This window comes from Bradyrhizobium cosmicum, from assembly GCF_007290395.2.
Lineage (GTDB): Bacteria > Pseudomonadota > Alphaproteobacteria > Rhizobiales > Xanthobacteraceae > Bradyrhizobium > Bradyrhizobium cosmicum.
Genome location: NZ_CP041656.2, coordinates 6168289 through 6192735 on the forward strand (window position 1 = coordinate 6168289; position 24447 = coordinate 6192735).

Genomic DNA, 24447 nt, shown 5'->3' on the forward strand with positions numbered 1-24447 from the left:
TGTCCTTCTATCTCGTCCAGATCGCGGCCGCCGCCATCGACAGGCCGCGGCGGACGGCTTCATCGGCGTCGATCGGCTGCACGGCGATCGACAACGCATCGAAGGCGTGCCGGTACAGCGCCGCGAGCCGCCCTGAGGCAATCAGCGTAATGCCTGCCTTCGGTACCGCGCCGGAGAGTCCTGCCGCCAGCTCGGCGCCGATCAACGTACCCGACAGCGTTTCGCGCGCGGCGGCCGGCGTGCCGCCGAACAGCAGCTGCCGCGACCGCGCGGTGAACAGGAGATTGGCCGCGAAGGCCGGCGCGTCGTAAGCGGCTTTCACCGCCGCCTTGAAGCTCGCGACATCCTCGGCATCGTCGGCGCCGGCAACCGCAAGCGACAGAATCGTCTCGCGTGAGACCACGCTGAACAGCTCGCCGGTCATGAAGGTCGAGAAATGTGCGACGGCGCCGTCCTTCACCCGCACCCATTTCGAATGTGTGCCGGGCATGCAGACCAGCGCCTCGCCTGCGGCCGCAAGGCCGAGTGCGCCGAGCAATTGCGTCTCCTCGCCACGCATCACGTCAGGTGCGCTGGCGTCGCGCTGCGCGATGCCGGGCAGGATGCGGATGTCGCGCGCCTCGCCCCCCACGCGCGCGGCCTGCTTCAGGACGGCAGCGAGCGGCGCCGGCGTATCGACATAGCCGGCCTCGACCCAGCCGGTCTTGGCACCGGCCATGCCGCAGATGAGAACCGGCAGCCGGGCGGGAGCCTCGACGGCCGCCAGATGCGACTGCAGCACGCCGGCAAAACCCACTTTGGCCGCCGCCAGCATGCCCTCGTCGCTGCGTCGCGTCGCCAACACCTGGCCGGCGCGATCGACCAGCCACAGCCGGAAGCTGCTGGTGCCCCAGTCCACCGCGACATAGGCGGGTGCGGTCATCTCGACTCTTGTCCTCGTCTCACCGGCAAGACGCCGTCTCGCGACAATGAGACGACGTCCTGCAAATCCGCCCCGGAATATCGGCAATTGCCGCCGCAAACCAGCGCTTTCTCGCAGGTCTGAGCCGCCCGCCGCGCTGGCACAGCGCTTGCTGAATTGCCTCCGCTCACGTCCGTGAACCGCGCAACAAGACGCGTCAACATCAGATGAGGAAACCCATGGAGATCGGCTATTTCACGATGCCTTCGCATCCGCCGGAGTGCGGCCTGAAGGAAGGACACGACTGGGACCTGCAGGTCCTGCGCTGGCTCGACGAGCTCGGCTATCAGGAAGCCTGGATCGGCGAGCACCACACCGCGCCCTGGGAACCCAATCCCACCCCCGACCTGCTGATCGCGCAGGCACTGATGCAGACCAAGAATATCCGCATTGGACCGGGCGGGTTCCTGCTGCCCTATCATCACCCGGCCGAGCTCGCCAACCGCGTCGCCATGCTCGACCACCTCTCCGGAGGCCGGCTCAATTTCGGCGTCGCCGCATCCGGCCTGCCGAGCGACTGGGCGATGTTCAACGTCGACGGCATGAGCGGGCAGAACCGCGACATGACCCGCGAGGCGCTCGAGATCATCCTGAAGATGTGGAGCGATCCCGCGCCCTGGACCTACAAGGGCAAGTTCTGGACGGTCTCCAAGCCGGACACGATGTTCGACTTCCTCAAGCCGCACATCAAGCCGTTGCAGACACCGCATCCGCCGATCGGTGTCGCCGGCCTGTCGAAGAACTCGGACACGCTGAAGCTTGCCGGCGAGCGCGGCTTCATCCCGATGAGCCTCAACCTCAACCCGGCCTATGTCGGCAGCCATTGGGACTCGGTCGAGATCGGCGCCGCCAAGACCGGGCGCAAGCCGAACCGCGCCGATTGGCGCCTGGTGCGCGAGGTGTTCGTCGCCGACACCGACGAGGAGGCATGGAAGCTCTCGACCGGCGACATGATGGGCCGGATGATGGGCGAGTACTTCCTGCCGCTGCTCGGCCATTTCGGCTTCAAGGACTATCTGAAGCACGCGCCCGACGTGCCCGACAGCGACGTCACCGTCGAATATTGCGCCAAGCGGAACTGGATCGTCGGCTCGCCGGCCACCGTCGCCGAGAAGATCGAGAAGATTTACGACGAGGTCGGCGGCTTCGGCGTGCTCTGCGTGTTCGGCTTCGACTACAAGCACAAGCCGGAAGCCTGGCACCACTCGCTCTCGCTGCTCAAGAACGAGGTGATGCCGCGCCTGAAGCATCTCGGCTCCGCGAAGAAGGCAGCTTGACCGACAGCGGGTGCGGCGCGATCGTGCCGCACCCGCATTCATTTCGGAGATTTTTGGCGTGAGCGTGGACGCGAAGGATTTCAAGCAGGCGATGCGCCAATGCGCCGGCGCGGTCGCACTGGTCACGGTGGGCGCCGAACACGGCAAGCGCACGGGACTGACAGTCACGTCGGCCTGTTCGCTGTCGGACAATCCGCCGTCGCTGATCGTCTGCGTCAACCGCAACGCCAGCGCGCATGCGCGCATCCGCGAGGAAAGGGCTTTTGCGATCAACTTCCTGCACGAGGACCACGCGGCGCTGGCGCTGACCTTCAGCGGCCAGAAAGGCGTCAACGGCGATGACCGTTTTGCTTTCGGCCAATGGACGCGCGGCACGACCGGCGCGCCGGTGTTGACGGATGCGGTCGCCGCGTTCGACTGCGTGCTGGCGCAGGAGTTCGAGACGAAGACGCATTCGATCTTCGTCGGCGAGGTCCGCGGCGCGTCGCATTCCGACGGGGCTTCGCCGCTCGTGTACCTGCGCAGCAGTTTCCACATGCCCCACGAGATCCGCGGCACCGTGACGGTCGGCGATCGCGATTCGCGACATCTGAGCTGGAGCGATTTTTCGTAAGGGAGCGGCGGCGGCAGCGGTGCGCTCCCTCGCCCCGCTTGCGGGGAGAGGGTTGGGGTGAGGGGGAGCCTCCGCGAAGAAGGTAGCAATTGGACTCGTGGACAGTGCCCCTCACCCGCCGCGCTTCGGACGATGCTTCGCATCGCTCGGCGCGCGTCGGCCTCTCCCCGCACGCGGGGAGAGGCGAAGAAAGAGAGCCTACTGCGTCGTCTCGATCTTCAGCAGCTTGATCTTCCGGTACAGCGTGGCGCGGCTGAGCTTCAGGGCACGCGCCGCCTCGGTGACGCGGCCGCCGTGCTTGCGCAATGCCTCGACGATCGTCGCGCGTTCGGCTGCCGCGAGATCCGATTCCGCCGTCCGCCCGCCAAACGGCGGCAGATCGAGATCGGCATCGGTGATGATTCCATCCTCCGCGGTGCAGCCCGCAAGCCTGAGCACGTGGCGGAGTTGGCGCATGTTGCCGGGATAGGGATAGGCCGAGAGCAACACCCACGCATCGTCAGACAAGCGACAGTCCGGAGCCTCCTCGCGCGCAATCTGGCGAATGATGTCGTCGCGGTCGGCGCGCTCGCGCAAAGCCGGCAATCGCACCTCCATGCCGCGCAGACGAAAATAGAGATCGGCACGGAAAGCGCCCTCTTCGGCCATGCGGCCGAGATCGCGGTGGGTGGCGCTGATCAGGCGGATGTCGACGGGCACGGGCTTCAGCGCACCGAGCGGCCAGACCTCGCGGTTCTCCAGCACGCGCAAGAGACGCGTCTGCAGCGCGATCGGCATGTCGCCGATCTCGTCGAGGAACAGCGTGCCGCCGTCGGCCTGCACGATCAGGCCCTTCGAGCCGTCGCGCCGCGCGCCGGTGAAGGCGCCCGCCTCGTAGCCGAACAGCTCGGCATCGATCAGGCTCTCCGGCATCGCCGCGCAGTTCAGCGCGACGTAGTTGTTGCGGGCGCGGCTGCTGGCGGCGTGAATCGCACGCGCGAACACGTCCTTGCCGACGCCGGTCTCGCCGTGCAGCAGCACCGGCAGATTGTGATCGCCGATGCTCCGCAGCCGCCTGACACTCTTGATCAGGCCGGGGTCGCGGCCGGCGAGCCGGTGCATCGCGTCGTAGCGATCGATAGGCGCGTCACGACGCGGCGCAGGAGATCTCGTGCGCAGCGGCGGCGCGACGTGTCCCCGCCCTAATACGCGGCCATCGGCACGGCGCAGCTCGACGGTCTCGTCCGCGCCACGCGCGGCGTGATGGTCGAACTTGACATAGCGCGACAGGCCGATGCCGGATGCGATCAATCCGTCCGTGAGGCCCAAGAGCGCCCGCGCCGAGCGGCAGGCACCGACGATGCGGCGATCGTCGTCATAGGCGAGCAGGCCACTGCCGCCATCGCCCGGTACGGTGGCGATCCAGGCGTTGCGGAAATGGCCGCGGAAGATCGCCCCCTCCATCCGCCGGGTCGCCTCCATGGTCACCGCAAGCGCAAGCTGGTGCGCGGTCCGTTCGAGATCCTCGCGGCACGAGGTGATGTTGACGGCACCGGCGAGCCGGCCGGCCTGGTCGAACAGCGGCGCCACTGCGCAGGAGAACATGTGCCACTGCGCACGAAAATGCTCGTCGCGATGCACCAGGATCGGCTTCTGCTCGGCCAGCGCGGTGCCTAGCCCGTTGGTGCCTTCGAAAGCCTCGGCGAAGTTCGAGCCGGTATAGATCTTCCAGTCCATGAACAGTCTCGCGTCGGCCTCGCCCGGCAGACGGCTGAACAGCATGGTCGCGTTCGCATCAGCCAGATTGACGCAATAGCCGGCGTCGCGCAGCACGCGGGCGAGATCATCGAGCTCGGGCGTGACGAACCTGATCGTCTCCTCCATGGGCTCGGCGACGTGGCGGATTTCTGCCTCGGTCAGCGTCTGCGGCGGGCCCTGGCGGGCCGGATCGAGCTTGTGGCTGATGACGCATCGCCGCCACGAACTGGCAATGCGCGACGAGGCATCGACGTCGGCCAACCGGTCTGTAACCTGATTGGCGACCGACAAGACACGGGCGACATGGTTCGAGGCCGAAAGGCTGGCCATCGCGGACGTCTCCACCCTGTATTATTGTGCAAAGTCTGGCACCACAGGCGGGGATGTCAATCGGGAACCGGGACGCAGCTATTGCTGCACTGCGCTCACCACGTGTCGATGCACGGCCGCTTCTTCTCCGTCCTCAGCGCTGGCTTCGGGACCGAGCGCAGGCCCGCCATGATCCAGCGCCGCGTCTCGGAGGGGTCGATGACGTTGTCGATCTCGAACACCGAGGCGATCGAGACCGCCTTGCCGTTGGCGTAGAGCTCGGCGACCTTGTTGCGGTAGTAGGTCTCGCGCTCCTCGGGGTCGGCGATCGCCTCCATCTCCTTGCGGAAGCCGAGCCGGACATAACCCTCCAGGCCCATGCCGCCGAACTCGCCGGTCGGCCAGGCCGCGGTGAAGAATGAGGCGTGGAAGCCGCCGCCGATCATCGACTGCGCGCCGAGACCATAGCCCTTGCGCAGCACGATGCCGAACAGCGGCACGGTGAGGCTCGCGCCGGTGACGAACATGCGCGAGACGTGGCGCACGATCGCGGTCTTCTCGGCTTCGGGACCGACCATGAAGCCGGGCGTGTCGCACAGCGAGACGATGGGCAGGTCGAAGGCGTCGCAGAGCTGCAGGAAGCGCGCGGCCTTATCGCCGGCGTCGGCGTCGATCGCGCCGCCGAGATGGCGTGGGTTGTTGGCGATCAGGCCGAACGGCTTGCCCTCGATCCGGATCAGCGCCGTGATCATTCCGACGCCGAACTCCCGGCGCAGCTCCAGCACGCTGTCCTTGTCCGCGACGAGGTCGATCACGCTGCGGATGTCGTAGACGCGCAAACGGTTCTCGGGGATGGCGCGGCGCAGCAGCCGCTGGTCGGCCGCCTGCCACTCAGTCACCGCGCCCTGGAAATAGGACAGATATTTCTGCGCGACGGCCGTCGCCTCCTCCTCCTCCTCGACAAGGATGTCGATGACGCCGTTGGGCGACTGGAACGAGACAGGGCCGACCTCGGCCGGATGATACACGCCGAGCCCGCCGCCCTCGATCATCGCGGGGCCGCCCATGCCGATCGAGGCGTTCCTGGTGGCGATGATAACGTCGCAGCAGCCGAGCATCGCGGCGTTGCCGGCAAAGCAATAGCCGGAGACCACACCGATCACGGGCACTAGGCCCGAGAGCCGTGCGAACTGCACGAAGGACGGACCGTCGAGGCCGGTCATGCCGAGCCGGTCGGTGTCGCCGGGCCGGCCGCCGCCGCCCTCGGCGTAGAACACCAGGGGCACGTGCCAATCTTCCGCCAAAGTCAGCATGCGGTCGATCTTCTTGTGGTTCATGTGGCCCTGCGTGCCCGCGAGCACGGTGTAGTCGTAGGCCACGACGATGCAGCGGCCGCCTTCAGGGCCGAACTTATCGGCATTCACCGTGGCGACGCCCATGACGAGACCATCGGCCGGCGTGTTCTTGATGAGATCGTCGACCTTGCGCCGGCGGCGCTGCGCCGCGATGGCGAGACTACCATATTCCATGAACGAGCCGTCGTCGACGAGCTGGGCGACATTTTCGCGCGCGGTGCGCTGGTTGGTGTTGCGGCGGCGCTCGACCGAGGCCGGCCGATTGGCATCGAGCGTATTGGCCTGGCGCGCGATCAGCTCAGCGAGATCAGGACGGATGTGGTCGAGATCGATCTCCACCTCCGCCGCCGATGCGTCGGCCGCGACGTCGAGCGGCTCCAAATACAGGATCGGCTCGCCATGCATCAAGGTGACGCCGTCGCCGGCAACGAGCTTCATGACACGGCCGCCCTGCTCGGCCGTGACGAGATGCTCCATCTTCATGGACTCGATCACGGCGAGCTGCTGGCCGGGGCGCACGATCTCGCCCTCCTTGACCTGGATGGTGACGATGGTCCCCTGCAAGGGCGCCGCGACCATCAAAGCGCCTTCAGGCACCACCTGCGCGACGGGTGCCTCAGTAGCGTGAACGCTACTGCGCTCAGTTGCGGCAAAATACAGCGGCTTGGCCGCGCCATCGGCGGCCTCGACGAGCTTTGCGATGTTGTGATCGATGAAGTCGGTCGCGATGCGGTTGGTCCTGAAATCGGGATGCGCGAGCACCGCCTGGAGGAAAGCCATGTTGGTGACGACGCCGTCGATCCGGAACTCGCGGAGGGCTCGCGAGGCTTTCGCGACGACGTCATGCCAGGCCTCGCCCGGCGTATGAACGATGACCTTGGCGAGCAGCGAGTCGAACGCGGCAGTGGTCTTGTAGCCGGCATAGCCAAAGCTATCGACGCGCACACCGGGCCCCGACGGCGGCTCGAACACCGCGAGCACGCCCCCGGTCGGATGCGTGGCGCCCATCTCGTCCAGCGTCTCCATGTTGACGCGGAGCTGCATGGCATAGCCGCGCGGCTTCGGAATCGATCTCTGCGCGAGGCCGAGCGAGGCCAGCGTCGCCCCTGATGCGACCGCGAGCTGGGCACGGACGAGGTCTATTCCAAGTACTTCTTCCGTCACGGTATGCTCGACCTGGAGCCGCGGATTGGCCTCGATGAACGCAAAGCTGTCCTCGGCCGTGCCATCGACCAGGAACTCGAACGTGCCGAGATTGTCATACGACGCCGCAGCCGCGAGCTGCTTCGCCGCCTCGATGATCCGGCCGCGCAAGGTCTCGCTCAGGGACGGGCTCGGCGCCACCTCGATCAGCTTCTGGTGCCGGCGCTGGATGGTGCATTCACGCTCCCAGAGATGCGAGATCGCGCCATGACGGTCGCCGATGATCTGCACCTCGATGTGGCGCGCCTGCCGGATCAGCCGCTCGGCATAGACGCCGTCGAAGCCGAATGCCGCCTTGGCCTCGGACTGGCAGCGCGCGTAGGCCTCGGCGAGATCGCCTGCGTTCTCCACCACGCGCATGCCGCGGCCGCCGCCGCCGGCCATCGCCTTGATCACGATCGCGGCGCCCTTGCCCAGGGATTCGAAGAATGCGGTGATCTCCTCGAGGCTCGACGGGCCGCTGGTGCCAGCGATGATCGGTACGCCGCAGCGCTTTGCCAATTGCCGCGCCGCGACCTTGTCGCCGAACAGCTCGAGCGCCGTCACCTTCGGTCCGACGAAGGCGATGCGCGCCTCCGCGCAGGCCTTGGCGAATGCCGCGTTCTCGCTGAGGAAGCCGTAGCCGGGATGCACGGCATCGCAGCCGGCACTCCCGGCAGCCTTCACCACCGCCCCGATGTCGAGATAGGCCCGCGCACCGCGGCCGGGGATTTCGACCGCCTCGTCGGCCACACGTACATGCAGCGACAGCGCGTCATCCGCGGGGTGGACCGCAACCGTCGCGATGCCTGCATCGGCCGCCGCGCGTGCGATGCGGATGGCGATCTCGCCACGGTTGGCGATCAGGAGTTTCTTGAACGACATGCAGCGATCTCCATGCCCGCAGCCGAGCGCAGGGGCAGCAGGTTCGTGGTCCTGCATCTTCGCTTTGGCTGCAGCCGTCAAGGGAGGGAATACCGGACGCGACGACCGCTCCCGTCGGCCGGAATATCAGTCGGCCTCGCGCGCCCCGATGAGGCGAATAATCCGCGCCACGGCAGACGGGATCGATGCGATGACGGGGACAGTGAACATCGGCTGCAGCTCGCGTGCAGCCTCGCCGAGCGGCCCGCCGCCGATGATGACGGCCTCGGCACCGTCCTGCACGATGCAGGCCTCGACCGCGCCGGCGAGGGCTTCGCGCAGCCGAGCCGGATCGCGCATCAGCTCTTGTGCATGGCCCTCGGCAAAGCGGGTGCCGGTGTAACGCGATTGCAATCCCAGCGCTTCCGGCAAGGCGTCGATCTTCGCGCCCAGCAGCGGCGTCGTGGTCGCGACGCCGAAGCGGCGGCCACTTTCGGCTGCGTCAAGCATGGATGACTCTCCGATGCCGACCGCGGGCAAGCTCAATGCCGCCTTGATCCCGGCGAGACCGGGATCGCCGAACGCGGCAACGATGATGCCGTCGCACCCGGCACTGCGGGCCAGCGCTATCTCTTCGACCTCAGGTGCAGCCGCCTCCAGCGCCTCTGCCGACACGATCATCTTCGGCGCGCGCGTCGCCGTTGCGCCAACGACGTCGAAGCCGTTGCCAGCCGCAAACGCCGCGATCGCGACCATCATCGCGGTCGTCGCCTCGTTGCTGTTCGGATTGATCAGCAGGATGCGGCGGCCGGCCATGCTAGCTGCCCGCCCGCGCACGCGCGCCGATTTCCTGGAAGATCGCGGTGAGCTCGTCGACCTCGTCCTTGCCCTCCCTCGGCCTGATCCGCTGCTCCATCTCCTCGATGTGATGGCGCATGGCATGGACCGCGCCGGCCCTGTCGCGCGCGAGGATCAGCGCGCCGATGTCGGGGTGCGCGTCGGGCGAGCAATCCGGCTCGCCAGGCTGCTCGAATGTCGCGATTGCCAGCGACGTCCGCAGCATCAGTTCGCGCGACATGTCCAGCAGCACCTGGTTGCCGGCGAGCTTGGCGACCAGGATGTGGAATTCCGCCGTGAGCGACAGCGAGGCCCAACGGTCGTTGCGGTCGTGACGCGCTTCGAGCTCCATATGCGCCTTCAGCGCGGCCTTGCCCGATTTGTCCAGCCGGTCGATCGCCGCGGCGACCGTTGCTGTCTCGATAAGACGTCGGGCCGCGAAGATGTCCCGGGCTTCCTCCCAGCTCGGCCTGTACACGAACGCGCCGCGGTTCGGGATCTGCATCACGACCTTGCGCGACGCCAGATGGGCCAGCGCCTGGCGGATGTGGATCCGCGTGGTGCCGAACGCCGCCGCGAGCTTGTCCTCGCCGAGCTTGGCGCCGGGCTTGAGCCGCTTCTGGCTGATCGCGGTCAGGATACCCTGAACCACGGGATCGTCGTCGATGCTGCGCGGATCGACGGCATCGGACTCCCTGGGTTTCGGCGCCGGTCGCTTCGGCTTACGCTTGAGGGGGCTGGTTCGCTTCATGCGCCGCTTTTACAGGATTCTGGAATGTTGCCGCAGCCCATTTTTTGCACAAACCAGCCACGATAATGTTTACAATATAATCATTGTATTGGCGCCAATATTTGGCGCCTAAAAATTATCGCTGCGTCTGCAACACCTTGGCAGGCGAGCGACGCTGGCACGCCGATTGCTATCCCCCTCGCGGAGGACATCGCAAAGGATGGAGCTGGCGTTGAGTGATGCACGCGGACATTCGCTGGATCTGAAGGGCATAGGCCACGCATTCGGTGCGACGGTCGCGCTGGACGAGATCGATCTTACTGTTGCCGCCGGCGAGCTGATCGCGCTGCTCGGGCCGTCCGGCTGCGGCAAGACCACGATGCTCCAGATCATCGCCGGCTTCCTGCGCCCGTCCAGGGGCGAAGTCCGTTTCGACGGCGCACGGGTGGAGCACATCCCCGCCAACCGGCGCCGCATCGGCATGGTATTCCAGAACTATGCGCTGTTTCCCCATCTCAGCGTGTTTGAAAACGTCGCCTATGGGCTCCGCGCGCGCAAGAGGCCGGGCGCCGAGGTCACGACAAAGGTCGAGCAGATGCTCGGCCTCGCCCAGATGGTGTCATTTGCACACCGGCTACCCGGAGAACTCTCGGGCGGACAGCAACAGCGCGTGGCGCTGGCGCGCGCGCTCGCGATCGATCCGGGCCTCGTCCTGCTCGACGAGCCGTTCTCGGCGCTCGACAAGAATCTGCGCCTCGACATGCAGATCGAGATCAAGAGCCTGCTGAAGACGTTCGGCGTCACCTCCATCATCGTCACGCACGACCAGGAGGAGGCGCTGTCGATGGCCGACCGCATCGTCGTGCTCAACAAGGGACGCATCGAGCAGATCGACAACCCTGACGCGCTCTACGATCGCCCGGCGAGCCTCTTCATCTCGAGCTTCATCGGCCACACTAATCTCTTGCGCGGCACCGTCACCGAGGCGAATCGCGTGCTGCTGGACTCCGGGCCAGAGATCGACCTCGGACGATCCGTGCAGCGCAGGCGCGGCACGCCCGTGACGATCTCGGTGCGCCCGGAGAACATCGCGTTCGGCGCCGCAGAGCAACCGGGCGCAATTCCCGTCACGATCCGCGCCACGGTGCCGCTCGGCGCCGTCAGCGTCACCGAAGGCGTCACCGCGAGCGGCGAGGCCGTGAAGATAAGTCAGGCACGCGCCGCCGGCATCGCGAAGGCGCAGGCGGGCGAAACGGCCTGGCTCGCGATCTCCGATACTTCGCGCGTCAGCGTTTTCAGCACGCCGATCGAAGACGTTTCAAAGCATCAGCAAAGGAGTGTTTGACATGAGGCTATCCCGGAGATCGCTGCTCACATCAGGTTCGGCCGCACTTGTGACGGCAGGGCTCGGCTGGCCGAGGTCGTCGCGCGCGGCGACTTCGATCGTGGCGACGACCTATCCCGGCAGCTTCGACGAAGCTTTCCGCTCGGTGGTCGGGCCGGCTTTCAAGAAGGCCAGCGACAGCAGCGTCACTTTCACCCCGCTGCTCGGCGTCGATCAGATCGGCAAGATCCAGGCCTCGCGCAACGCCCCGCCGTTCGACGTGGTGCTGTTCGACGAGGGCCCGCTGATCCCGGCGATCGCGAGTGGTGTGCTGGAGAAATTCCCCGTCGAGCAATCGAAGTCCTATGCCGACATTCCAAGCGCATTCCGTCATCCCGACGGTTACGCGCCTGTCATCACCTGTCAGTTGATCGGCATCGCATACAATCCGAAGAAGATCACGACGCCGCCGACCTCGTGGGAGGATTTGTGGAAGCCGGAATACAAGGGGCGCGTCGGCATCACCGGGCTCGGCTCCAGCCTCGGCACTGCCTTCATGGTCGAGATCGCCAAGCTCAACGGCGGTTCCGAGACCAATATCGAGCCGGCCTTCGAGGCCATCAAGAAGCTGCTGCCGAATGTCGGCGCGATCGCGGCATCGCCCGGCGCACTGGCGGCCTTGTTCCAACAGGGCGAGATCGATATCGCCTTCAACTTCTGGAACAACGTGGCGTTGCTCGCCGCCAAGGGCGTCGACATCGCCTTCGCCAAGCCGAAGTCCGGCGCCGTCGTGATCCGCACCAGCGCGCAGATCGTGAAGAACAACCAGGACCCGAAGCTGGTGCTCGACTATCTCGACACGGTCATGTCGGTCGACACGCAGAAGGGCATCGAAGCCGCGCCATGGGTCATGATGCCGACCAACGCCAAGGTGCCGCTGACCGGCGCGAACCTCACCGTCGCCAAGAGCGTCGACGACCTCGTCGCCAACAATGTGCTGCTGGACTGGACCAAATTCCAGTCGCTGCGCGGCGAATGGATCACCCGCTTCAGCAAGGAAGTGAAGATCTAGATGACGCCGGCCAGCACGAATGCATCAAGACAGTTGTTGCCGGTGGTTCCGCTGGCGGCGCTGTTCCTTGCAGCCTTCGTGCTGCCGCTGGCCGCGCTCGTCGCGATCAGCCTGTTCCGGAACCCGCAGTCCGCGGAGCTGTCGCTTCTGCAATATCTGCGATTCCTGTCGGACCCATTTAGCATCAAGGTGCTGTCGGATACGCTGTGGCTCGGCGCGGAGGTCGCTCTGGCAACGCTGGTCCTCTCATATCCGCTCGCGCTGGTTTATGTCGCGAGCGGCCCGTTCATGCGCACCCTGATCACTTTCCTGATCATGCTGCCACTCCTGACCAGCACGGTGGTGCGCACCTTTGCGTGGATCGTCATTCTCGGCCGCGACGGCATCGTCAACTCGGCGATGCTGTCGCTGGGACTCTGGCAGTCGCCGGCGCGGCTGCTCTACACCTGGGAGGGCATGGTGCTGGCGTTGACGCAGATCCAGCTCCCCTTGATGGCACTGCCTGTCATCAACAGCCTGCTGCGGCTCGACGGCAATCTGACGCGGGCGGCGGAGGGACTGGGCGCGAGCCGCGTCCGCATCTTCCTCACGGTCGTCCTGCCACTGACACTGCCCGGCGCCATCGCCGGCTGGCTGCTCGTCTTTGCCGCCGCCGCGACCGCCTTCATCACCCAGACGCTGGTCGGCGGCGGGCGCATCATCCTGATGCCGTCCTACATCTACCAGCAGGCCGTCGGCGTGCAGGATTGGCCATTCGCCGCGGCGCTGTCGCTCATCTTCACGCTGGCCGTGACAGGCATCGTGTTTGCGATCGGCGCGCTGTCGCGCCGCTTCGTGCGAGGCGTCGATGCAGCGTAGCCTCATCGACAGGATCTATTCGACCGTCATCGGCGCCATCACCTGCTTCGGCATGCTTCTGCTGCTCGCGCCGACGCTGGTCGTCCTTGTCATTTCCTTCACCGGCGGCATCACGCTGAAGTTCCCGCCGCCGAGCTGGTCGCTGCGCTGGTATGTCGAGCTGCTGCAATCGCGAGAGATCGTGGAACCTGCGCTGACCAGCCTCAAGGTCGCGGCGGCCGCGACGCTCCTCTCCGCGGTGCTGGGCGGCGCGGCGGCGCTTGGGCTCGCCCGGAGCCGGCTGAAGATGGCGCGGGCGCTGGATGCGCTGTTCATGTCGCCGATGGTGCTGCCCGCGATGGCGTTCGGCCTGTCGCTGCTGCTGGTCTTCAACCTGCTCGGCATCCGCCTGTCGGCGGCAACGCTGGTGCTCGGCCACACCATCATCTGCGTGCCGTTCGTGATCCGGATGGTCGGCGCGTCGGTGCAGCAGCTCAATCCGGTGCTGATCACCTGCTCGCTCAGCCTCGGCGCAAGCCGCTGGTACACCTTTCGCCGGATCACGCTGCCGCTGATCCGTCGCGGCATCGTCGCGAGCTGCTTCGTGGCATTCCTCACCTCGTTCGACAACGTTCCGGTGTCGCTGTTCCTGGCGGATGCGCGCACCGAGGTGCTGCCGATCAAGCTCTGGGCGATCCTCGAGGGCAGCCTTGACGTCCGCGTCGCCGCCGTCTCCGGCGTGATCGTTCTGGTGACACTGGCCGGCCTCGTCTGTGCCGAGATCTTCGGCGGCATCAGCCGCCAGATCGGGAAGCGCTGATCATGCCGATCGAACGCGATCTCCGTGGATACGGCCCGGCGCGCCCGGATATCGTCTGGCCCAATGGCGCCCGCGTCGCGGTCTCGCTGGTGGTTAACTTCGAGGAGGGCGCCGAGCTCGCCGTCGAGCAGGACGATGCCGAGACGGAACGCTATGGCGAGGTCGCTTCGACATCCCCGCCGGGTGTTCGCGATCTCGTGCAGGAGCAGGTCTTCGACTACGGCATGCGGGCCGGGCTGTGGCGCTTCCTCGACGCTTTCGCCGAGGCCGACGTCCGTTCGACCTTCATGATGTGCGGCCGCGCGGTCGAGCGCGTGCCGGACCTTGCGCGCGCCGTGACCGAGGCCGGACACGAGCCGGCCGTGCATGGCTGGCGCTGGCTGCCGCACGCGCTCTACGGCGATGCCGAGACCGAGCGCCGCGACATCGAGAGGACGCGCGACGTCATCACCCTCGCAACCGGCGTCACGCCTGTCGGCTTCATGACGCGCGGCAGCCAGAGCGCGTGGACCCGCGATCTGCTGGCCGAGCTCGGCTTCGCCTACGATTCCAACGCGCTGGACGACGACCTGCCCTATTGGAGCCGGACCCCGAAGGGATCGATGCTGGTCCTGCCCTACGGCTTCGACACCAACGACATGAAGTTCTTCCATCCCAACGGTTTCGTGCAGCCGGAGGATTTTTCCAATTATGTCAGCGCGGCGCTCGCGACGCTGGTCGAGGAGGCCGAGCGCGGCCGCTCCTCGATGCTGTCGATCGGCTTTCACCTGCGCATCTGCGGCCGGCCTGCGCGCTTCCGCGCCGTGAAGGCCATTCTCGCCGAGCTCAAGCGGCTCGATAGCCGCGTCTGGGTTGCGACACGCGCCGACATCGCGGCGCATTTTCGCGAGGCCGCTCTCGCAAGACAAGGCAGATGCCAATCACAGCCGGCATCGAAACCTGCCGGATGATGCCCAGATCGGACAACAAGATCGACGTCGCGTTGGCGTGAACGGACTTAGAATTCGTCGACATTCACGTGGCTGCAAATCTAGAAGACCTCGATATCGGCCTTCCCAGCGTTGACTTGCACCAGCCTCTGGCGGAACGATCGGCGCAGATATTTTGCGCCAGCGGGGGCGTGAGCGCAGCCAGCGACAAGAGGCTCCATGCACCAATCGACATACGCCAAACCCCTCGACCTCCCCGCGCTGAGCGCCGCGGAGCGATTGTTCATCTGGGGATTTCGGGCGAAGGCCCGCAGCGGAGGCGCCGTTCCGACGGCGGCCGATATCCGGGAGGTGTTTGACTATTTTCGCGTCGGCGATGCCGTGCCCTCGCTGGACTCCATCATCGAGATCTTTGCCTGCACGGCGCACACGGCGATCGAGGTCCATTGCCCGACCTGTCCGAAGATGTCCGACAGCGAGCACGGCATCCTTCACGCCATCGCAGCGGCACAGCAGGACCGCATCGATGTTGCGCGCGCGCAATTCGAGAGCTGGCTTCCGCCTGTCGGTGCCGACTGGGCGCTGGCGCCGGTCCGGGGTCTTGCAACGATCTTCCGCATGGCCGGTCTCATCCTGCCCGACCGGCAGGTTCGGTCTTTCGACCATGGCCGGACGATGGCGATGAAGAGCTGGCTGGTCGGAAGCCCCACCCTGCACTGACGAGATCCTTCATGACGCAGGATGCGTGCGGCTTTGTGCCCGACCCGGACGACGGCAAGTCACGGCTCTGCCCGCTCCAGGCCGCGCTTGCGACGCGCCCCTGCGTCGAGAACTACGATGATTTTTGTCGCGTTGCGCTGTCGCTGTTCCGCTTCATCGGCGCCGCCTATGCGACCGGCGCCTCCGATTGCTGGGAAGCGGCCTATCGCTTTGCCGACGAGGCGCCCGGCATTGCCGACAGCCCGCTGCTGGTTGCGCGGGCGGCTGCGCTGGTGAGAATCTTGCGGAGCGGCCGGCCGTGCGATCTCTGCTTCATGCCGCCGTCCTGCCGGCGCCTGTCGAAGGACGAGACGGAATTGATGCGACTGCTCGCGGTCGCCCGCGGCAAGCAGCCGGGTGAACTCGAATCGGTCGTCTGCCAGTTCGTCGGCAGCGGGAACGAGATTGCGACGACGCGGGCGGTCAACGCGCTCGCGGTCTGCTAGCCGCCCTTCTTGCCGAGCAAGAGATCGATCGTGTGCGCGGCAATCTTGCGCAGCTGCGGCTCGTCGCCATAGGCACGTTCGAGCACCCCAAGGCCCCGCGTCACCGTGATGATGTGGAGCGCTGCGGCTGCGGGGTTGCCGCTGAATTCGCCGCGTTCGGCGCCTGCCGTCAACGTGTCCTGGACCAGGGCGGTGATGCGCGAGATCAGGTTCGCGAAGGCCCGGCGCGCCTCTTCGTCCAGCCCCTCGCCTTCGACCGCACCGAGCTCCATCAGGCCGCGCGTGGTCGGACATCCCCGAGGTGGCGAGCCGGAGCGGAAATTGGTGATGGTCAGGTCGAAGAACGCGGTGAGACGTTTTCGCAAGCTGCCGGCACCGAGCGCCTTTTGCAGGGCAAGGAGATAATCGTCCGCGTAGCGTTCATAGGCCTGAAGGAACAGCGCCTCCTTGCTGCCGAAGGCATTGTAGAGGCTGCCGCGCTGGACACCGGCGTCGCGCGCGATGTCCGACAGCGAGCTGCCGCGCACGCCCTTGCGCCAGAACTGGTCGAACGCGATGCGCAGGACATCGTCGTGGTCGAATTCGCGCGGTCTCACAGATCAATTCCCGGCTTGAAGGAGGGTGGCTCGAAGTATTTGACACGACGTCAAGAACATGCTTCTAGACATCGTGTCAAAAACTAAGGGGATTGATAGCCCGTTTCGTCAATGGGTTGAACCGCCGGCGCGGGCGATTTGCCTTGTCCGGTCGGACAGCATGCAAAGGGTCTCGCGATGCCTCTCCTTCACATCTCGATGCGCGCCGGAAAGCCGGAAGCCTACCGGAAGGCGATCCTCGACGGCCTCTATCGCGCCATGCGCGAGGCGCTGAACGTGCCTGACGGCGACGAGTTCATGACCATCAGCGAGCTTTCGCCTGCAAACTTCCGCTGCGGCAATGCCTATGGCGTCAAGCGCAGCGAGGACGCCGTCCTAATCCAGATCACCGTGTTCGCGACGCGCACCGCGCAGCAGAAGAAGGCGCTGTACCGCCGGATCGCGGACCTACTCGGCGAAAACCCGGGCATCCGCCCTGAGGACGTGTTCGTGAACGTGCTCGACGCCCCCGCGGAGAACTGGTCCGTCGGCCACGGCATCGCGCAATTCGCGTGAGGCGGCGCGGGCTGTTAGGTCAGCCCGCAACGCACGCCGCCATGACCCCGTCGAGCTCGGCCTTCGACAGCACGCCGAGCTCGGCGATGAAGACGATCCTCGCGCGCGGCACACCCGGCGCGGGCGCATCGCCGGGCGCGAGCGTGGCGCGGCCGCCGGCGAATTGAAACACCATCAGGCGTCCCGGCTGCTCGACGGTCTCGAACAGGCCCTTCGCGCGCGCAAGCTTGGGCGCAAGCCGGCCGATGGCCTGCTGCAGCCGCGGCAACGAGAGCGGCTGGTCCGAGGTCCAGCTCAGCGTCTCGAAGCGCTCCTCTGCCGGGCGTTTCGGCCCGGGCTCGCGCGGCGCCGGCGCGCGATCGACGGTCGCCGGGAACAGCAGCGCGGATGGGATCTCGCCGTGGTTCGCATCCACCACCACGGCGGGGACGCGCAGGGCGCGGATGGCTTCACGCAGCCGCCCGCCCGCGCCCTCCTCCGCCAGATCCAGCTTGCTCAGCGCCACGATGTCGGCGACGCGCAATTGGGAGCGCATCAGCGCGTCGTCCAGGGCGGCCGGCGGCGTGCCCGCGTCCATCACGCAGAGCACGGTTTCCAGCGGCGCCTCGCGCAGGATCACCGGGTCCATCAGATTGCGGACGATGTCGGCGGGATCGGCGACGCCGCTGGTCTCGATGACGACATATTCCGGCTTCGGATCGCGCCGAAGCAGCGTCGAGAGCGTGCGTAGCAGATCGCCTTCGAGAGAGCAGCAGATGCAGCCATTGGCTAGGCTCACCACGCCGTCGCTGGCGCCCGCGATCAGCTCCGCATCGATGTTGATCGCACCGAAATCGTTGACGATTGCGGCGATGCGGCGGCCTTCCGCATGCGCCAGCAGATGGTTCACGACCGTGGTCTTGCCGGCCCCCAGAAAGCCCGTCACCAGGATAACGGGGACCGGCATGTCTCAACCCTCGACGACGGGACGGCGGACGGGCTTCCCGGGCCGCGCCGCGATATCGAGAATGCCGTCACTGATCAGCGGCTGGCCGCTGACCACCAGATGCCGCACGCCCGCCGACGGACGGTTCATCGCCGTGAAGGTCGCGCAGTCGCTGAGCTTCTCGTAGTCGAACACGACGATGTCGGCGTCGGCGTCCTTCGTGAGCCTGCCCTTGGCGCGCATCGCCGGCGTGCTCTGCGACAGGATCTCCGCCGGGATCAGCGCGCATTTGCGCACGCCTTCCAGCAGCGACACGGTCTTGCGCTCGCGCACCCATTCGCGAATGAATTTCGTGAAGCAGCCGGCCGAGCGCGGATGCGAGGTGGCGTCGTCCGGCAGCGGCCAGGCATCGCCGGTGTAAGTCTTGCCGTCCGACGTGGTCCACGGCATCGCGTCGGAGGCGATGGCTCCGCCGGGATACAGCACCGACATGTCGAGGAGGTCGCGGTGATGCGCGTTGTTCTCGGTGTCGAGGATGTGCCAGAGCACCAGCGAGGACGGCTCCTCGGCCTGCGCCTTGAGCAGCTCTTCGCGGTCGTGAAAACGATAGCCGTCGGTCACGCGCTGCACCGAATCATAGCCGGTGCCGTTGCGCTCGACGAATTCAGGATCGCTGAAGAAGGCCGCGGCCAGTACGGTCGAGCCGGTGCCATAAGGATAAGCCTCGACCGTGATGGGCAGGCCCTGCGCCTGCGCCTTCGCGATCAGCTCGCGGCAGCGCTCGATGTCGGTCTTGCTCGACGAATTGAAATGGCAGATGTGCATGTGCGCGCCGGTAGCGCCGGCATAGCCGATCAGGCGGATATAGGCCTCGGCCGCGCTCTCGGGGTCGACGCGCGACATGTAGGCGACATGGGTGAAGGTCGGCACGTCCTGCTTTGCGGCGAGCTGGCAGACCGCGGTCAATTCCTGCACGCCGGCGCCCGGCGCGTAGGCGTTCAGGATGCCGATGCCGATGCCGCCCTCGTTCAGGCCGCGCTCGAGACGTTCGAGAATGCCGGCGACCTCCGCATCGCTCGCCACGTTGTCGATCCAGCGCCGGTCGCGCATGGCGTTGCCGAACGCCTCCAGCGAGCTCTCCGCATTGGAGCCCGTCATCGCGCCGATGCGCGCAAAGGCCCAGTTGGTGGCGGCCCCATAGTTCAGCACACGGCCTTTCCTGGCCTGCCGCTCATACCACGACCCGACCGGCAGCACGCCGGCCTCGAGATCGAGCGTCGTCGTCACGCCGTCGAACGCCTGCATGCGGTCGGCCGGGATCGATTGGCCGTGGGCATGCAAATCGATGAAACCGGGGGCGACCACGAGGCCGGTCGCGTCGATCACCCGCTCGGCGCCGCCGAGGCCCGTGCCGACGGCAGCGATCTTGCCGTCCACTACCGCCACATCGCCAACGGCGTCCATCCCGCTCGCGGGATCCACCACCCGGCCGCCGCTGATCACCAAACCGCTCATATCGTCACTCCGAAAAGCTATTGCCAAAACCTCCAAAGGCCCGGCAGCAGCTTTGGAAGCGGAGACCGGCCGCATCGCGCACCGTCCCGGCGCGCATAGATGCAGATTTTGGGGGGAACGACTACCGCCGTTGATGCCGACGCATCATGCGGAATCGCGCGCGCGGTCAGAGCCCGTCAAACCACGATTTCCATTTCGGCACCGCCGTCGCAAAGGTGCCGCGATGGCTCGTTCTACCGGTCGAGACGGCTTCGACGGCCGGGTTGCCGCTGCCGATCGCGCGCTGGTAGGTCATGGCGAGCTGGCCGAGCCCGACGCTGATCGCTTCGTCGGTCTCTCCGTAATAGTTGCGCACCGGGCTCTTGACGATCCAGCGATAAGCCTGTGTCTGCGCGACGAGCCGCCCGTAGGCCGAAGTTGCGAAGAACTGCGGATCGAAATAGTCGGCACGGATCAGCTTGTGCAGATCGGTCGGCACGTCCGCGGCGTTGAAAGGCTCGCGCATGTAGGCCTTGCGCGACACGTCGTAATAGGCATCCGCGATCAGCGAGCGCGCGAGCCCTGGCACGCCGTAATAATTCTCGAAGGAGAACGCCGTCAGGATGAACAGCGAATTCACCCAGCTCGCATCGTTCTTGCGCGGGAAGCTGAGAAAGCCGTTCAGCGCCACGAACGCGTCGACCGGCGCGCTCGCGGTTGCGGCGGCGTTGACCTTGATGCCCGATTGCTCGAGCTTCTCGAGCATGGCCATGGTCACGAACCCGCCTTGCGACCAGCCGGCGAGAAACAGTTTTGTCGTGGTGAGCTTGAGGTGATCGAGCACGGCGCGGCTTGCGATCAGCATGTCGTAGGTCGCCTGCTGGTGGCTCGCCTTGACCATGTAGCCTTCCGGCTCGGTCGACGTGCCCAGTCCGAAATAGTCGGCGCCGATCACGACATATCCCTGGCCTGCGAACTGCGCGATCATCAGTTGCGTCTCCGGTGACTGTTCGGGAAACGACGGGACTTCCTGCTTCCCGTAAACCGTGCCGTGCTGGTACGTCACCATGGGAAACGACGTGCCCTCGACATCGGGAACAGCGAGCAGTCCGGACGTGACCGTCGGCTTGTTGCCCCGCTCCGGCACCACGGACGCATACGTCACGCGATAGAGGCTGACGGCATTGCGCGCCGGGCTATAGGTTACCGTGATACCGGCGAAGGCGGGCGTATCGACCTGCAGGATCTTGTTCAGCTGGGCGGAATCCCAGCGACCGATGCGCTGGTATTCGATGTTGGCCGACAATTTGACGACCTGGCTATCCTGCGCCCGGGCCGAAAATCCCGGGAAGAGCTGGACAAGAAGCAGCAGCGAGAAGCACCGAACTAATTTCATGCAAAAGACCCGTTGATGAGGACGTGACAGGCCTAAGCGGTTTGGGTTGAGATTCTGTTTCGGGCTAGCCTCAGGGTGCTGGCCCGAAATTCAAGGCGCAGCTCGCCAGACGAGGTGCGATCGATCGCTGGCATGCGTTCGAGGCGAAGGCCACGGAGCGAGCGTTACGCGACTGGTGTGTGCTGAATGAGATCGAAATCGTCGGCTGACTTTACCGAGTACTCAAAACCTCCGGGCCGAAGGCCCGGAGGTTGCATGCCGGACAAGCCGCCTACTCAGTTCTGCCGGTGAATGGTGATGTTGATGTGGCCACCGCCGCCGAGAAGAGAGGCCACGGCTACCGTGCCTTTGCCCCATTGTTCGCCGACCCACTTCGCGGCCGAAGCGGCTTCATGCTTGATCCAGCCCCAGACGCCGCCTCCCGCGATGACGTCGAGCTCTTCGATGGACAGTTCGCGGTTTTCAAAACCGGCGTCGTCAGGATTTTTCATTGGCGTCTCCAGTTGGTGATGCGGGCCATCCCGCAAGCACGGACAGGATGCGCGCACACGCCCGGCGAGAGCTGTGACGATGATCACCCCGGTCGCGACGAGCGGTGAATTGTCGCTTCAGTCGGGGGGCAGCGAGGCGGGGCTATCGCATGTAGAGACAAGCGTGGCTGGAGGCTCGCCTGCGGCATCCTTCGAGACGCCCGCCTGCGGCGGGCCCTCAGGATGAAATTATGTTTTGTGTGGCGAGAGCCTGGGACCAACCAGAAGCATATATCAACGCTCGATGGAGCCAGTTGGCGCTCCCTAGGGGAATCGAACCCCTGTTTCAGCCTTGAGAGGGCCGCGTCCTAACCGCTAGACGAAGGGAGCGTGCGGGCTAGCCAATAACCTCGAAATTTGTCCGCCGCAAGGACCCGGGCGGGCCTTTTACGGCTCATTCGCAAATTTCAGCTTTCCAGCCGGCTTCAGGGTGTGGGCGTCGAAGGTGCGGATCTCGGTGATGCCGCCGACATCGAGGGTGACGACGAGGCGGTCGCCGGCAACCCCGGTCGAGACGATCCTGGCGCCCTTCGGCAGGGTGGCGGTGTCGCCGACCGGCTCGGGCGCCCTTCCCTCGGACTTGAAAAGGCGGTAGCCCACCGCGATCAGGACGGCGCAGATTGCCAGCGCCGTGGTCAACCCCGCGATCAGCATCATCCGCCGCACCCGCGCAAACAGCGCGGCTTGCTCGGGGCTCGGTTCGGGAACAGCGGTATCAGACGTCGTCATGGAAAACTCAGGCTCTGCGCAAAAGTTGGAGGTTGTCGTCGAAGGCTCCGAGGGCTCGGCCCGGCTCGACCGCGTGCTGGCGGCGCACCTCACCGACCTGTCGCGATCGAGGCTGAAAGCCCTAATTCTCGCGGGAGCGGTGACCCTCAAGGCCTCCGCGATCCGCGACCCCGCTTATCACGTCAGTTCCGGCGATACGATCACAATCGACGTGCCGGAGGCTGTGCCCGCCGAGCCGAAGGGCGAGGATATCGCGCTCGATATCGTGTTCGAGGACGACGACATCGTGGTCCTCAACAAGCCGAAAGGTCTGGTGGTGCACCCCGCGGCCGGCCACGAGACCGGCACGCTGGTGAATGCACTGATCGCCCATTGCGGAACGTCGCTGTCGGGCATCGGCGGGGTCCGCCGGCCCGGCATCGTGCACCGGCTGGACAAGGACACGACGGGGCTGATGGTGGTCGCCAAGAACGACCTCGCCCATGCCTCGCTCACCGCGCAATTCGCCGATCACGGCCGCACCGGACCGATGCGGCGCGGCTACATGGCGTTTGCCTGGGGCGTGCCCGGCCGGCACCGCGGCACCGTCGATGCACCGATCGACCGCCACCCCTATGCGCGTGAGAAGATGGCGGTGCGCCAGAGCGGCCGCGAGGCGGTGACCCATTGGGAGATCCTCAAGAGCTTTGCCGGGCGCGACGGAAAGCCGATCGCGACGCTGCTCGCCTGCGAGCTCGAGACCGGCCGCACCCACCAGATCCGCGTCCACCTCGCTCATATCGGGCACCCCCTGATGGGCGACGCGGTCTATGGCCCGCATTTCAAGACCAAGGCGAACCAGCTCGGACCGGAATCGCAGGCCGCCCTGGCCAGCCTTGGCCGGCAGGCCCTGCACGCTTATCTTCTGGTATTAGAGCACCCGAGGACCGGAGAACTTCTTCACTGGGAGGCGGCTCTACCGGAGGATTTGCTTCTCTTGCAGAGCACGCTGAAAGCGGCGCTATGACGCAGGCCTCTTAAGAAAAGCGTTACATTACAAAAAGTTATAGCTGCCACACGGGGACGTGACGTCAGCAATCCTTCCCTTTTTGCCCTCCGATAGGGTATATTGCGCCTGCGTTGGAAATGACCAACGCGGAACATCGCAGCTACGGCCGGCTTTAACAAAGCGGTCGTCTGCCTGGCCCGCCGCTATCGGGGGCCTGAACCTTTGGAGGGCTCGCCTATGGCCCGTACCGCTGCTTTGCCGGTGCTCAATGGAGAATCCGGCCTCTCTCGCTACCTCGCCGAGATCCGCAAGTTCCCGATGCTGGAACCCCAGCAGGAATACATGCTCGCCAAGCGTTGGCGCGAGCATGACGATCGCGACGCGGCGCACCAACTCGTCACCAGCCATCTCCGCCTCGTGGCCAAGATCGCCATGGGCTATCGCGGCTACGGCCTGCCGATCTCCGAGGTCGTCTCGGAAGGCAATGTCGGCCTGATGCAGGCGGTGAAGCGTTTCGAACCCGAAAAGGGGTTCCGTCTCGCTACCTACGCGATGTGGTGGATCAAGGCGTCGATTCAAGAGTACATCCTGCGTTCCTGGTCGCTCGTGAAGATGGGCACCACCGCGAACCAGAAAAAGCTGTTCTTCAACCTGCGCAAGGCGAAGAGCAAGATCAACGCGCTGGACGAAGGCGATCTCCGCCCCGACCAGGTGAAGATCATCGCCAAACGCCTCGGCGTCACCGATCAGGACGTGATCGACATGAACCGCCGTCTCGGTGGCGACGCGTCGCTCAACGCACCGATCCGCGACGACGGCGAAGCCGGCGAATGGCAGGACTGGCTGGTCGACAATACGCCCAACCAGGAAGCCATGCTGGCGGAGCACGAGGAATATGACGAACGCCGCGACGCCCTGAACGGCGCCATGAGCGTGCTCAACCCGCGCGAACGCCGCATCTTCGAGGCCCGTCGCCTCGCCGATGACCCGATGACGCTGGAAGACCTTGCCGCCGAGTTCGGCGTGTCGCGCGAGCGCGTCCGCCAGATCGAGGTCCGCGCCTTCGAAAAGGTGCAGGCCGCGGTCAAGGGCACGATCGCAAAGGCCGAACAGGCCGCGCTGGAAGCCGCGCACTAAGCGAGGCTTCGGCGCCAGAAATTGGCGGATCGAACGAGACGGAAA

Annotated in this window: 23 protein-coding genes and 1 tRNA gene; 12 read left to right on the forward strand and 12 right to left on the reverse strand. The window is 65.8% G+C overall.

What is annotated here, in order from left to right; translation table 11 throughout:
• Positions 1–7 precede the first annotated feature (7 nt).
• Positions 8–922, reverse strand: a complete 915-nt coding sequence (locus tag FNV92_RS29465) for a 2-dehydro-3-deoxygalactonokinase (RefSeq protein ID WP_334266074.1) — start codon at positions 920–922, stop codon at positions 8–10.
• 218 nt (positions 923–1140) lie between these two features.
• Between FNV92_RS29465 and FNV92_RS29470 the strand changes: the two genes are divergently transcribed.
• Entirely contained in the window at positions 1141–2238 is a 1098-nt protein-coding gene (locus FNV92_RS29470; RefSeq protein WP_143846175.1) for an LLM class flavin-dependent oxidoreductase, read from the forward strand.
• 58 nt (positions 2239–2296) lie between these two features.
• Positions 2297–2851, forward strand: coding sequence for a flavin reductase family protein (locus FNV92_RS29475; RefSeq protein WP_143843468.1), 555 nt, complete (start codon positions 2297–2299; stop codon positions 2849–2851).
• Positions 2852–3049: 198 nt separating this feature from the next.
• Here the strand turns inward: FNV92_RS29475 and FNV92_RS29480 are convergent, their stop codons facing one another.
• The 4 genes from FNV92_RS29480 to FNV92_RS29495 all read right to left on the reverse strand — a co-directional run bounded on the left by FNV92_RS29480 (position 3050) and on the right by FNV92_RS29495 (position 9886).
• Positions 3050–4918, reverse strand: a complete 1869-nt coding sequence (locus FNV92_RS29480; RefSeq protein WP_168213503.1) for a sigma-54-dependent Fis family transcriptional regulator — start codon at positions 4916–4918, stop codon at positions 3050–3052.
• 95 nt (positions 4919–5013) lie between these two features.
• On the reverse strand, positions 5014–8319 hold the full coding sequence (locus FNV92_RS29485) for an acetyl-CoA carboxylase family protein (RefSeq protein WP_143843466.1): 3306 nt from the start codon (positions 8317–8319) through the stop codon (positions 5014–5016).
• A gap of 126 nt (positions 8320–8445) precedes the next feature.
• Positions 8446–9114, reverse strand: a complete 669-nt coding sequence (locus tag FNV92_RS29490; RefSeq protein ID WP_143843465.1) for an aspartate/glutamate racemase family protein — start codon at positions 9112–9114, stop codon at positions 8446–8448.
• 1 nt (position 9115) lies between these two features.
• Positions 9116–9886 (reverse strand): GntR family transcriptional regulator, encoded by a 771-nt coding sequence (locus tag FNV92_RS29495; protein ID WP_143843464.1) that lies wholly within the window; start codon positions 9884–9886, stop codon positions 9116–9118.
• 199 nt (positions 9887–10085) lie between these two features.
• Between FNV92_RS29495 and FNV92_RS29500 the strand changes: the two genes are divergently transcribed.
• The 7 genes from FNV92_RS29500 (at position 10086) to FNV92_RS29530 (ending at position 16052) form a co-directional block, all read left to right on the forward strand.
• Positions 10086–11210, forward strand: coding sequence for an ABC transporter ATP-binding protein (locus FNV92_RS29500; RefSeq protein ID WP_143843463.1), 1125 nt, complete (start codon positions 10086–10088; stop codon positions 11208–11210).
• Between the two features lies 1 nt (position 11211).
• Complete coding sequence (locus FNV92_RS29505; RefSeq protein WP_143843462.1) at positions 11212–12261, forward strand: extracellular solute-binding protein; 1050 nt, start codon at positions 11212–11214, stop codon at positions 12259–12261.
• On the forward strand, positions 12262–13119 hold the full coding sequence (locus FNV92_RS29510) for an ABC transporter permease (RefSeq protein ID WP_143843461.1): 858 nt from the start codon (positions 12262–12264) through the stop codon (positions 13117–13119).
• A complete protein-coding gene (locus FNV92_RS29515; protein WP_143843460.1) occupies positions 13109–13918 on the forward strand; it encodes an ABC transporter permease in 810 nt (269 codons plus the stop codon). The genes FNV92_RS29510 and FNV92_RS29515 overlap by 11 nt, the downstream gene beginning before the upstream one ends.
• 2 nt (positions 13919–13920) lie before the next feature.
• Positions 13921–14868, forward strand: a complete 948-nt coding sequence (locus FNV92_RS29520; protein ID WP_143843459.1) for a polysaccharide deacetylase family protein — start codon at positions 13921–13923, stop codon at positions 14866–14868.
• Positions 14869–15066: 198 nt separating this feature from the next.
• Positions 15067–15567: a hypothetical protein gene (locus FNV92_RS29525; protein WP_143843458.1), complete on the forward strand. Its 501-nt coding sequence runs from the start codon at positions 15067–15069 to the stop codon at positions 15565–15567.
• Between the two features lie 11 nt (positions 15568–15578).
• On the forward strand, positions 15579–16052 hold the full coding sequence (locus FNV92_RS29530) for a hypothetical protein (RefSeq protein WP_143843457.1): 474 nt from the start codon (positions 15579–15581) through the stop codon (positions 16050–16052).
• On the opposite strand, the gene FNV92_RS29535 is transcribed toward FNV92_RS29530, so the two are convergent.
• Positions 16049–16648, reverse strand: a complete 600-nt coding sequence (locus tag FNV92_RS29535) for a TetR/AcrR family transcriptional regulator (protein ID WP_143843456.1) — start codon at positions 16646–16648, stop codon at positions 16049–16051. The two genes, FNV92_RS29530 and FNV92_RS29535, sit on opposite strands and share 4 nt — an antisense overlap.
• Positions 16649–16825: 177 nt before the next feature.
• On the opposite strand from FNV92_RS29535, the gene FNV92_RS29540 reads away from it, so the two are divergent.
• On the forward strand, positions 16826–17203 hold the full coding sequence (locus tag FNV92_RS29540; RefSeq protein ID WP_143843455.1) for a tautomerase family protein: 378 nt from the start codon (positions 16826–16828) through the stop codon (positions 17201–17203).
• A 19-nt stretch (positions 17204–17222) separates the two neighbouring features.
• Here the strand turns inward: FNV92_RS29540 and FNV92_RS29545 are convergent, their stop codons facing one another.
• From FNV92_RS29545 to FNV92_RS29570, 6 genes are all read right to left on the reverse strand, one after another.
• Complete coding sequence (locus FNV92_RS29545) at positions 17223–18149, reverse strand: CobW family GTP-binding protein (protein WP_143843454.1); 927 nt, start codon at positions 18147–18149, stop codon at positions 17223–17225.
• 3 nt (positions 18150–18152) lie between these two features.
• Entirely contained in the window at positions 18153–19643 is a 1491-nt protein-coding gene (locus FNV92_RS29550) for an amidohydrolase family protein (protein WP_244623608.1), read from the reverse strand.
• A gap of 166 nt (positions 19644–19809) precedes the next feature.
• Complete coding sequence (locus FNV92_RS29555) at positions 19810–21018, reverse strand: alpha/beta hydrolase family protein (protein WP_168213502.1); 1209 nt, start codon at positions 21016–21018, stop codon at positions 19810–19812.
• A gap of 275 nt (positions 21019–21293) precedes the next feature.
• On the reverse strand, positions 21294–21509 hold the full coding sequence (locus FNV92_RS29560; protein ID WP_015688390.1) for a hypothetical protein: 216 nt from the start codon (positions 21507–21509) through the stop codon (positions 21294–21296).
• A gap of 294 nt (positions 21510–21803) precedes the next feature.
• Positions 21804–21878, reverse strand: a tRNA-Glu gene (locus FNV92_RS29565).
• A gap of 57 nt (positions 21879–21935) precedes the next feature.
• On the reverse strand, positions 21936–22277 hold the full coding sequence (locus FNV92_RS29570) for a hypothetical protein (protein ID WP_143843453.1): 342 nt from the start codon (positions 22275–22277) through the stop codon (positions 21936–21938).
• Here FNV92_RS29570 and FNV92_RS29575 point away from each other — a divergent pair.
• Both FNV92_RS29575 and rpoH read left to right on the forward strand, forming a co-directional pair.
• Positions 22276–23283: an RluA family pseudouridine synthase gene (locus FNV92_RS29575; protein WP_143843452.1), complete on the forward strand. Its 1008-nt coding sequence runs from the start codon at positions 22276–22278 to the stop codon at positions 23281–23283. The two genes, FNV92_RS29570 and FNV92_RS29575, sit on opposite strands and share 2 nt — an antisense overlap.
• 219 nt (positions 23284–23502) lie before the next feature.
• Positions 23503–24402, forward strand: a complete 900-nt coding sequence (gene rpoH, locus FNV92_RS29580; protein WP_015688393.1) for an RNA polymerase sigma factor RpoH — start codon at positions 23503–23505, stop codon at positions 24400–24402.
• Positions 24403–24447: the final 45 nt, after the last annotated feature.

What these genes read in the sequence shown, in the direction of transcription:
- FNV92_RS29495 (WP_143843464.1), bottom strand. Translation starts at nt 9,886, where the DNA reads ATGAAGCGAACCAGCCCCCTCAAGCGTAAGCCGAAGCGACCGGCGCCG.
- FNV92_RS29530 (WP_143843457.1), top strand. Translation starts at nt 15,579, where the DNA reads ATGACGCAGGATGCGTGCGGCTTTGTGCCCGACCCGGACGACGGCAAG.
- FNV92_RS29550 (WP_244623608.1), bottom strand. Translation starts at nt 19,643, where the DNA reads ATGAGCGGTTTGGTGATCAGCGGCGGCCGGGTGGTGGATCCCGCGAGC.
- FNV92_RS29555 (WP_168213502.1), bottom strand. Translation starts at nt 21,018, where the DNA reads ATGAAATTAGTTCGGTGCTTCTCGCTGCTGCTTCTTGTCCAGCTCTTC.
- FNV92_RS29560 (WP_015688390.1), bottom strand. Translation starts at nt 21,509, where the DNA reads ATGAAAAATCCTGACGACGCCGGTTTTGAAAACCGCGAACTGTCCATC.
- FNV92_RS29480 (WP_168213503.1), bottom strand. Translation starts at nt 4,918, where the DNA reads ATGGCCAGCCTTTCGGCCTCGAACCATGTCGCCCGTGTCTTGTCGGTC.
- FNV92_RS29545 (WP_143843454.1), bottom strand. Translation starts at nt 18,149, where the DNA reads ATGCCGGTCCCCGTTATCCTGGTGACGGGCTTTCTGGGGGCCGGCAAG.
- FNV92_RS29570 (WP_143843453.1), bottom strand. Translation starts at nt 22,277, where the DNA reads ATGACGACGTCTGATACCGCTGTTCCCGAACCGAGCCCCGAGCAAGCC.
- FNV92_RS29515 (WP_143843460.1), top strand. Translation starts at nt 13,109, where the DNA reads ATGCAGCGTAGCCTCATCGACAGGATCTATTCGACCGTCATCGGCGCC.
- FNV92_RS29470 (WP_143846175.1), top strand. Translation starts at nt 1,141, where the DNA reads ATGGAGATCGGCTATTTCACGATGCCTTCGCATCCGCCGGAGTGCGGC.
- FNV92_RS29525 (WP_143843458.1), top strand. Translation starts at nt 15,067, where the DNA reads ATGCACCAATCGACATACGCCAAACCCCTCGACCTCCCCGCGCTGAGC.
- FNV92_RS29490 (WP_143843465.1), bottom strand. Translation starts at nt 9,114, where the DNA reads ATGGCCGGCCGCCGCATCCTGCTGATCAATCCGAACAGCAACGAGGCG.
- FNV92_RS29575 (WP_143843452.1), top strand. Translation starts at nt 22,276, where the DNA reads ATGGAAAACTCAGGCTCTGCGCAAAAGTTGGAGGTTGTCGTCGAAGGC.
- rpoH (WP_015688393.1), top strand. Translation starts at nt 23,503, where the DNA reads ATGGCCCGTACCGCTGCTTTGCCGGTGCTCAATGGAGAATCCGGCCTC.
- FNV92_RS29520 (WP_143843459.1), top strand. Translation starts at nt 13,921, where the DNA reads ATGCCGATCGAACGCGATCTCCGTGGATACGGCCCGGCGCGCCCGGAT.
- FNV92_RS29500 (WP_143843463.1), top strand. Translation starts at nt 10,086, where the DNA reads ATGGAGCTGGCGTTGAGTGATGCACGCGGACATTCGCTGGATCTGAAG.
- FNV92_RS29540 (WP_143843455.1), top strand. Translation starts at nt 16,826, where the DNA reads ATGCCTCTCCTTCACATCTCGATGCGCGCCGGAAAGCCGGAAGCCTAC.
- FNV92_RS29485 (WP_143843466.1), bottom strand. Translation starts at nt 8,319, where the DNA reads ATGTCGTTCAAGAAACTCCTGATCGCCAACCGTGGCGAGATCGCCATC.
- FNV92_RS29505 (WP_143843462.1), top strand. Translation starts at nt 11,212, where the DNA reads ATGAGGCTATCCCGGAGATCGCTGCTCACATCAGGTTCGGCCGCACTT.
- FNV92_RS29465 (WP_334266074.1), bottom strand. Translation starts at nt 922, where the DNA reads ATGACCGCACCCGCCTATGTCGCGGTGGACTGGGGCACCAGCAGCTTC.
- FNV92_RS29510 (WP_143843461.1), top strand. Translation starts at nt 12,262, where the DNA reads ATGACGCCGGCCAGCACGAATGCATCAAGACAGTTGTTGCCGGTGGTT.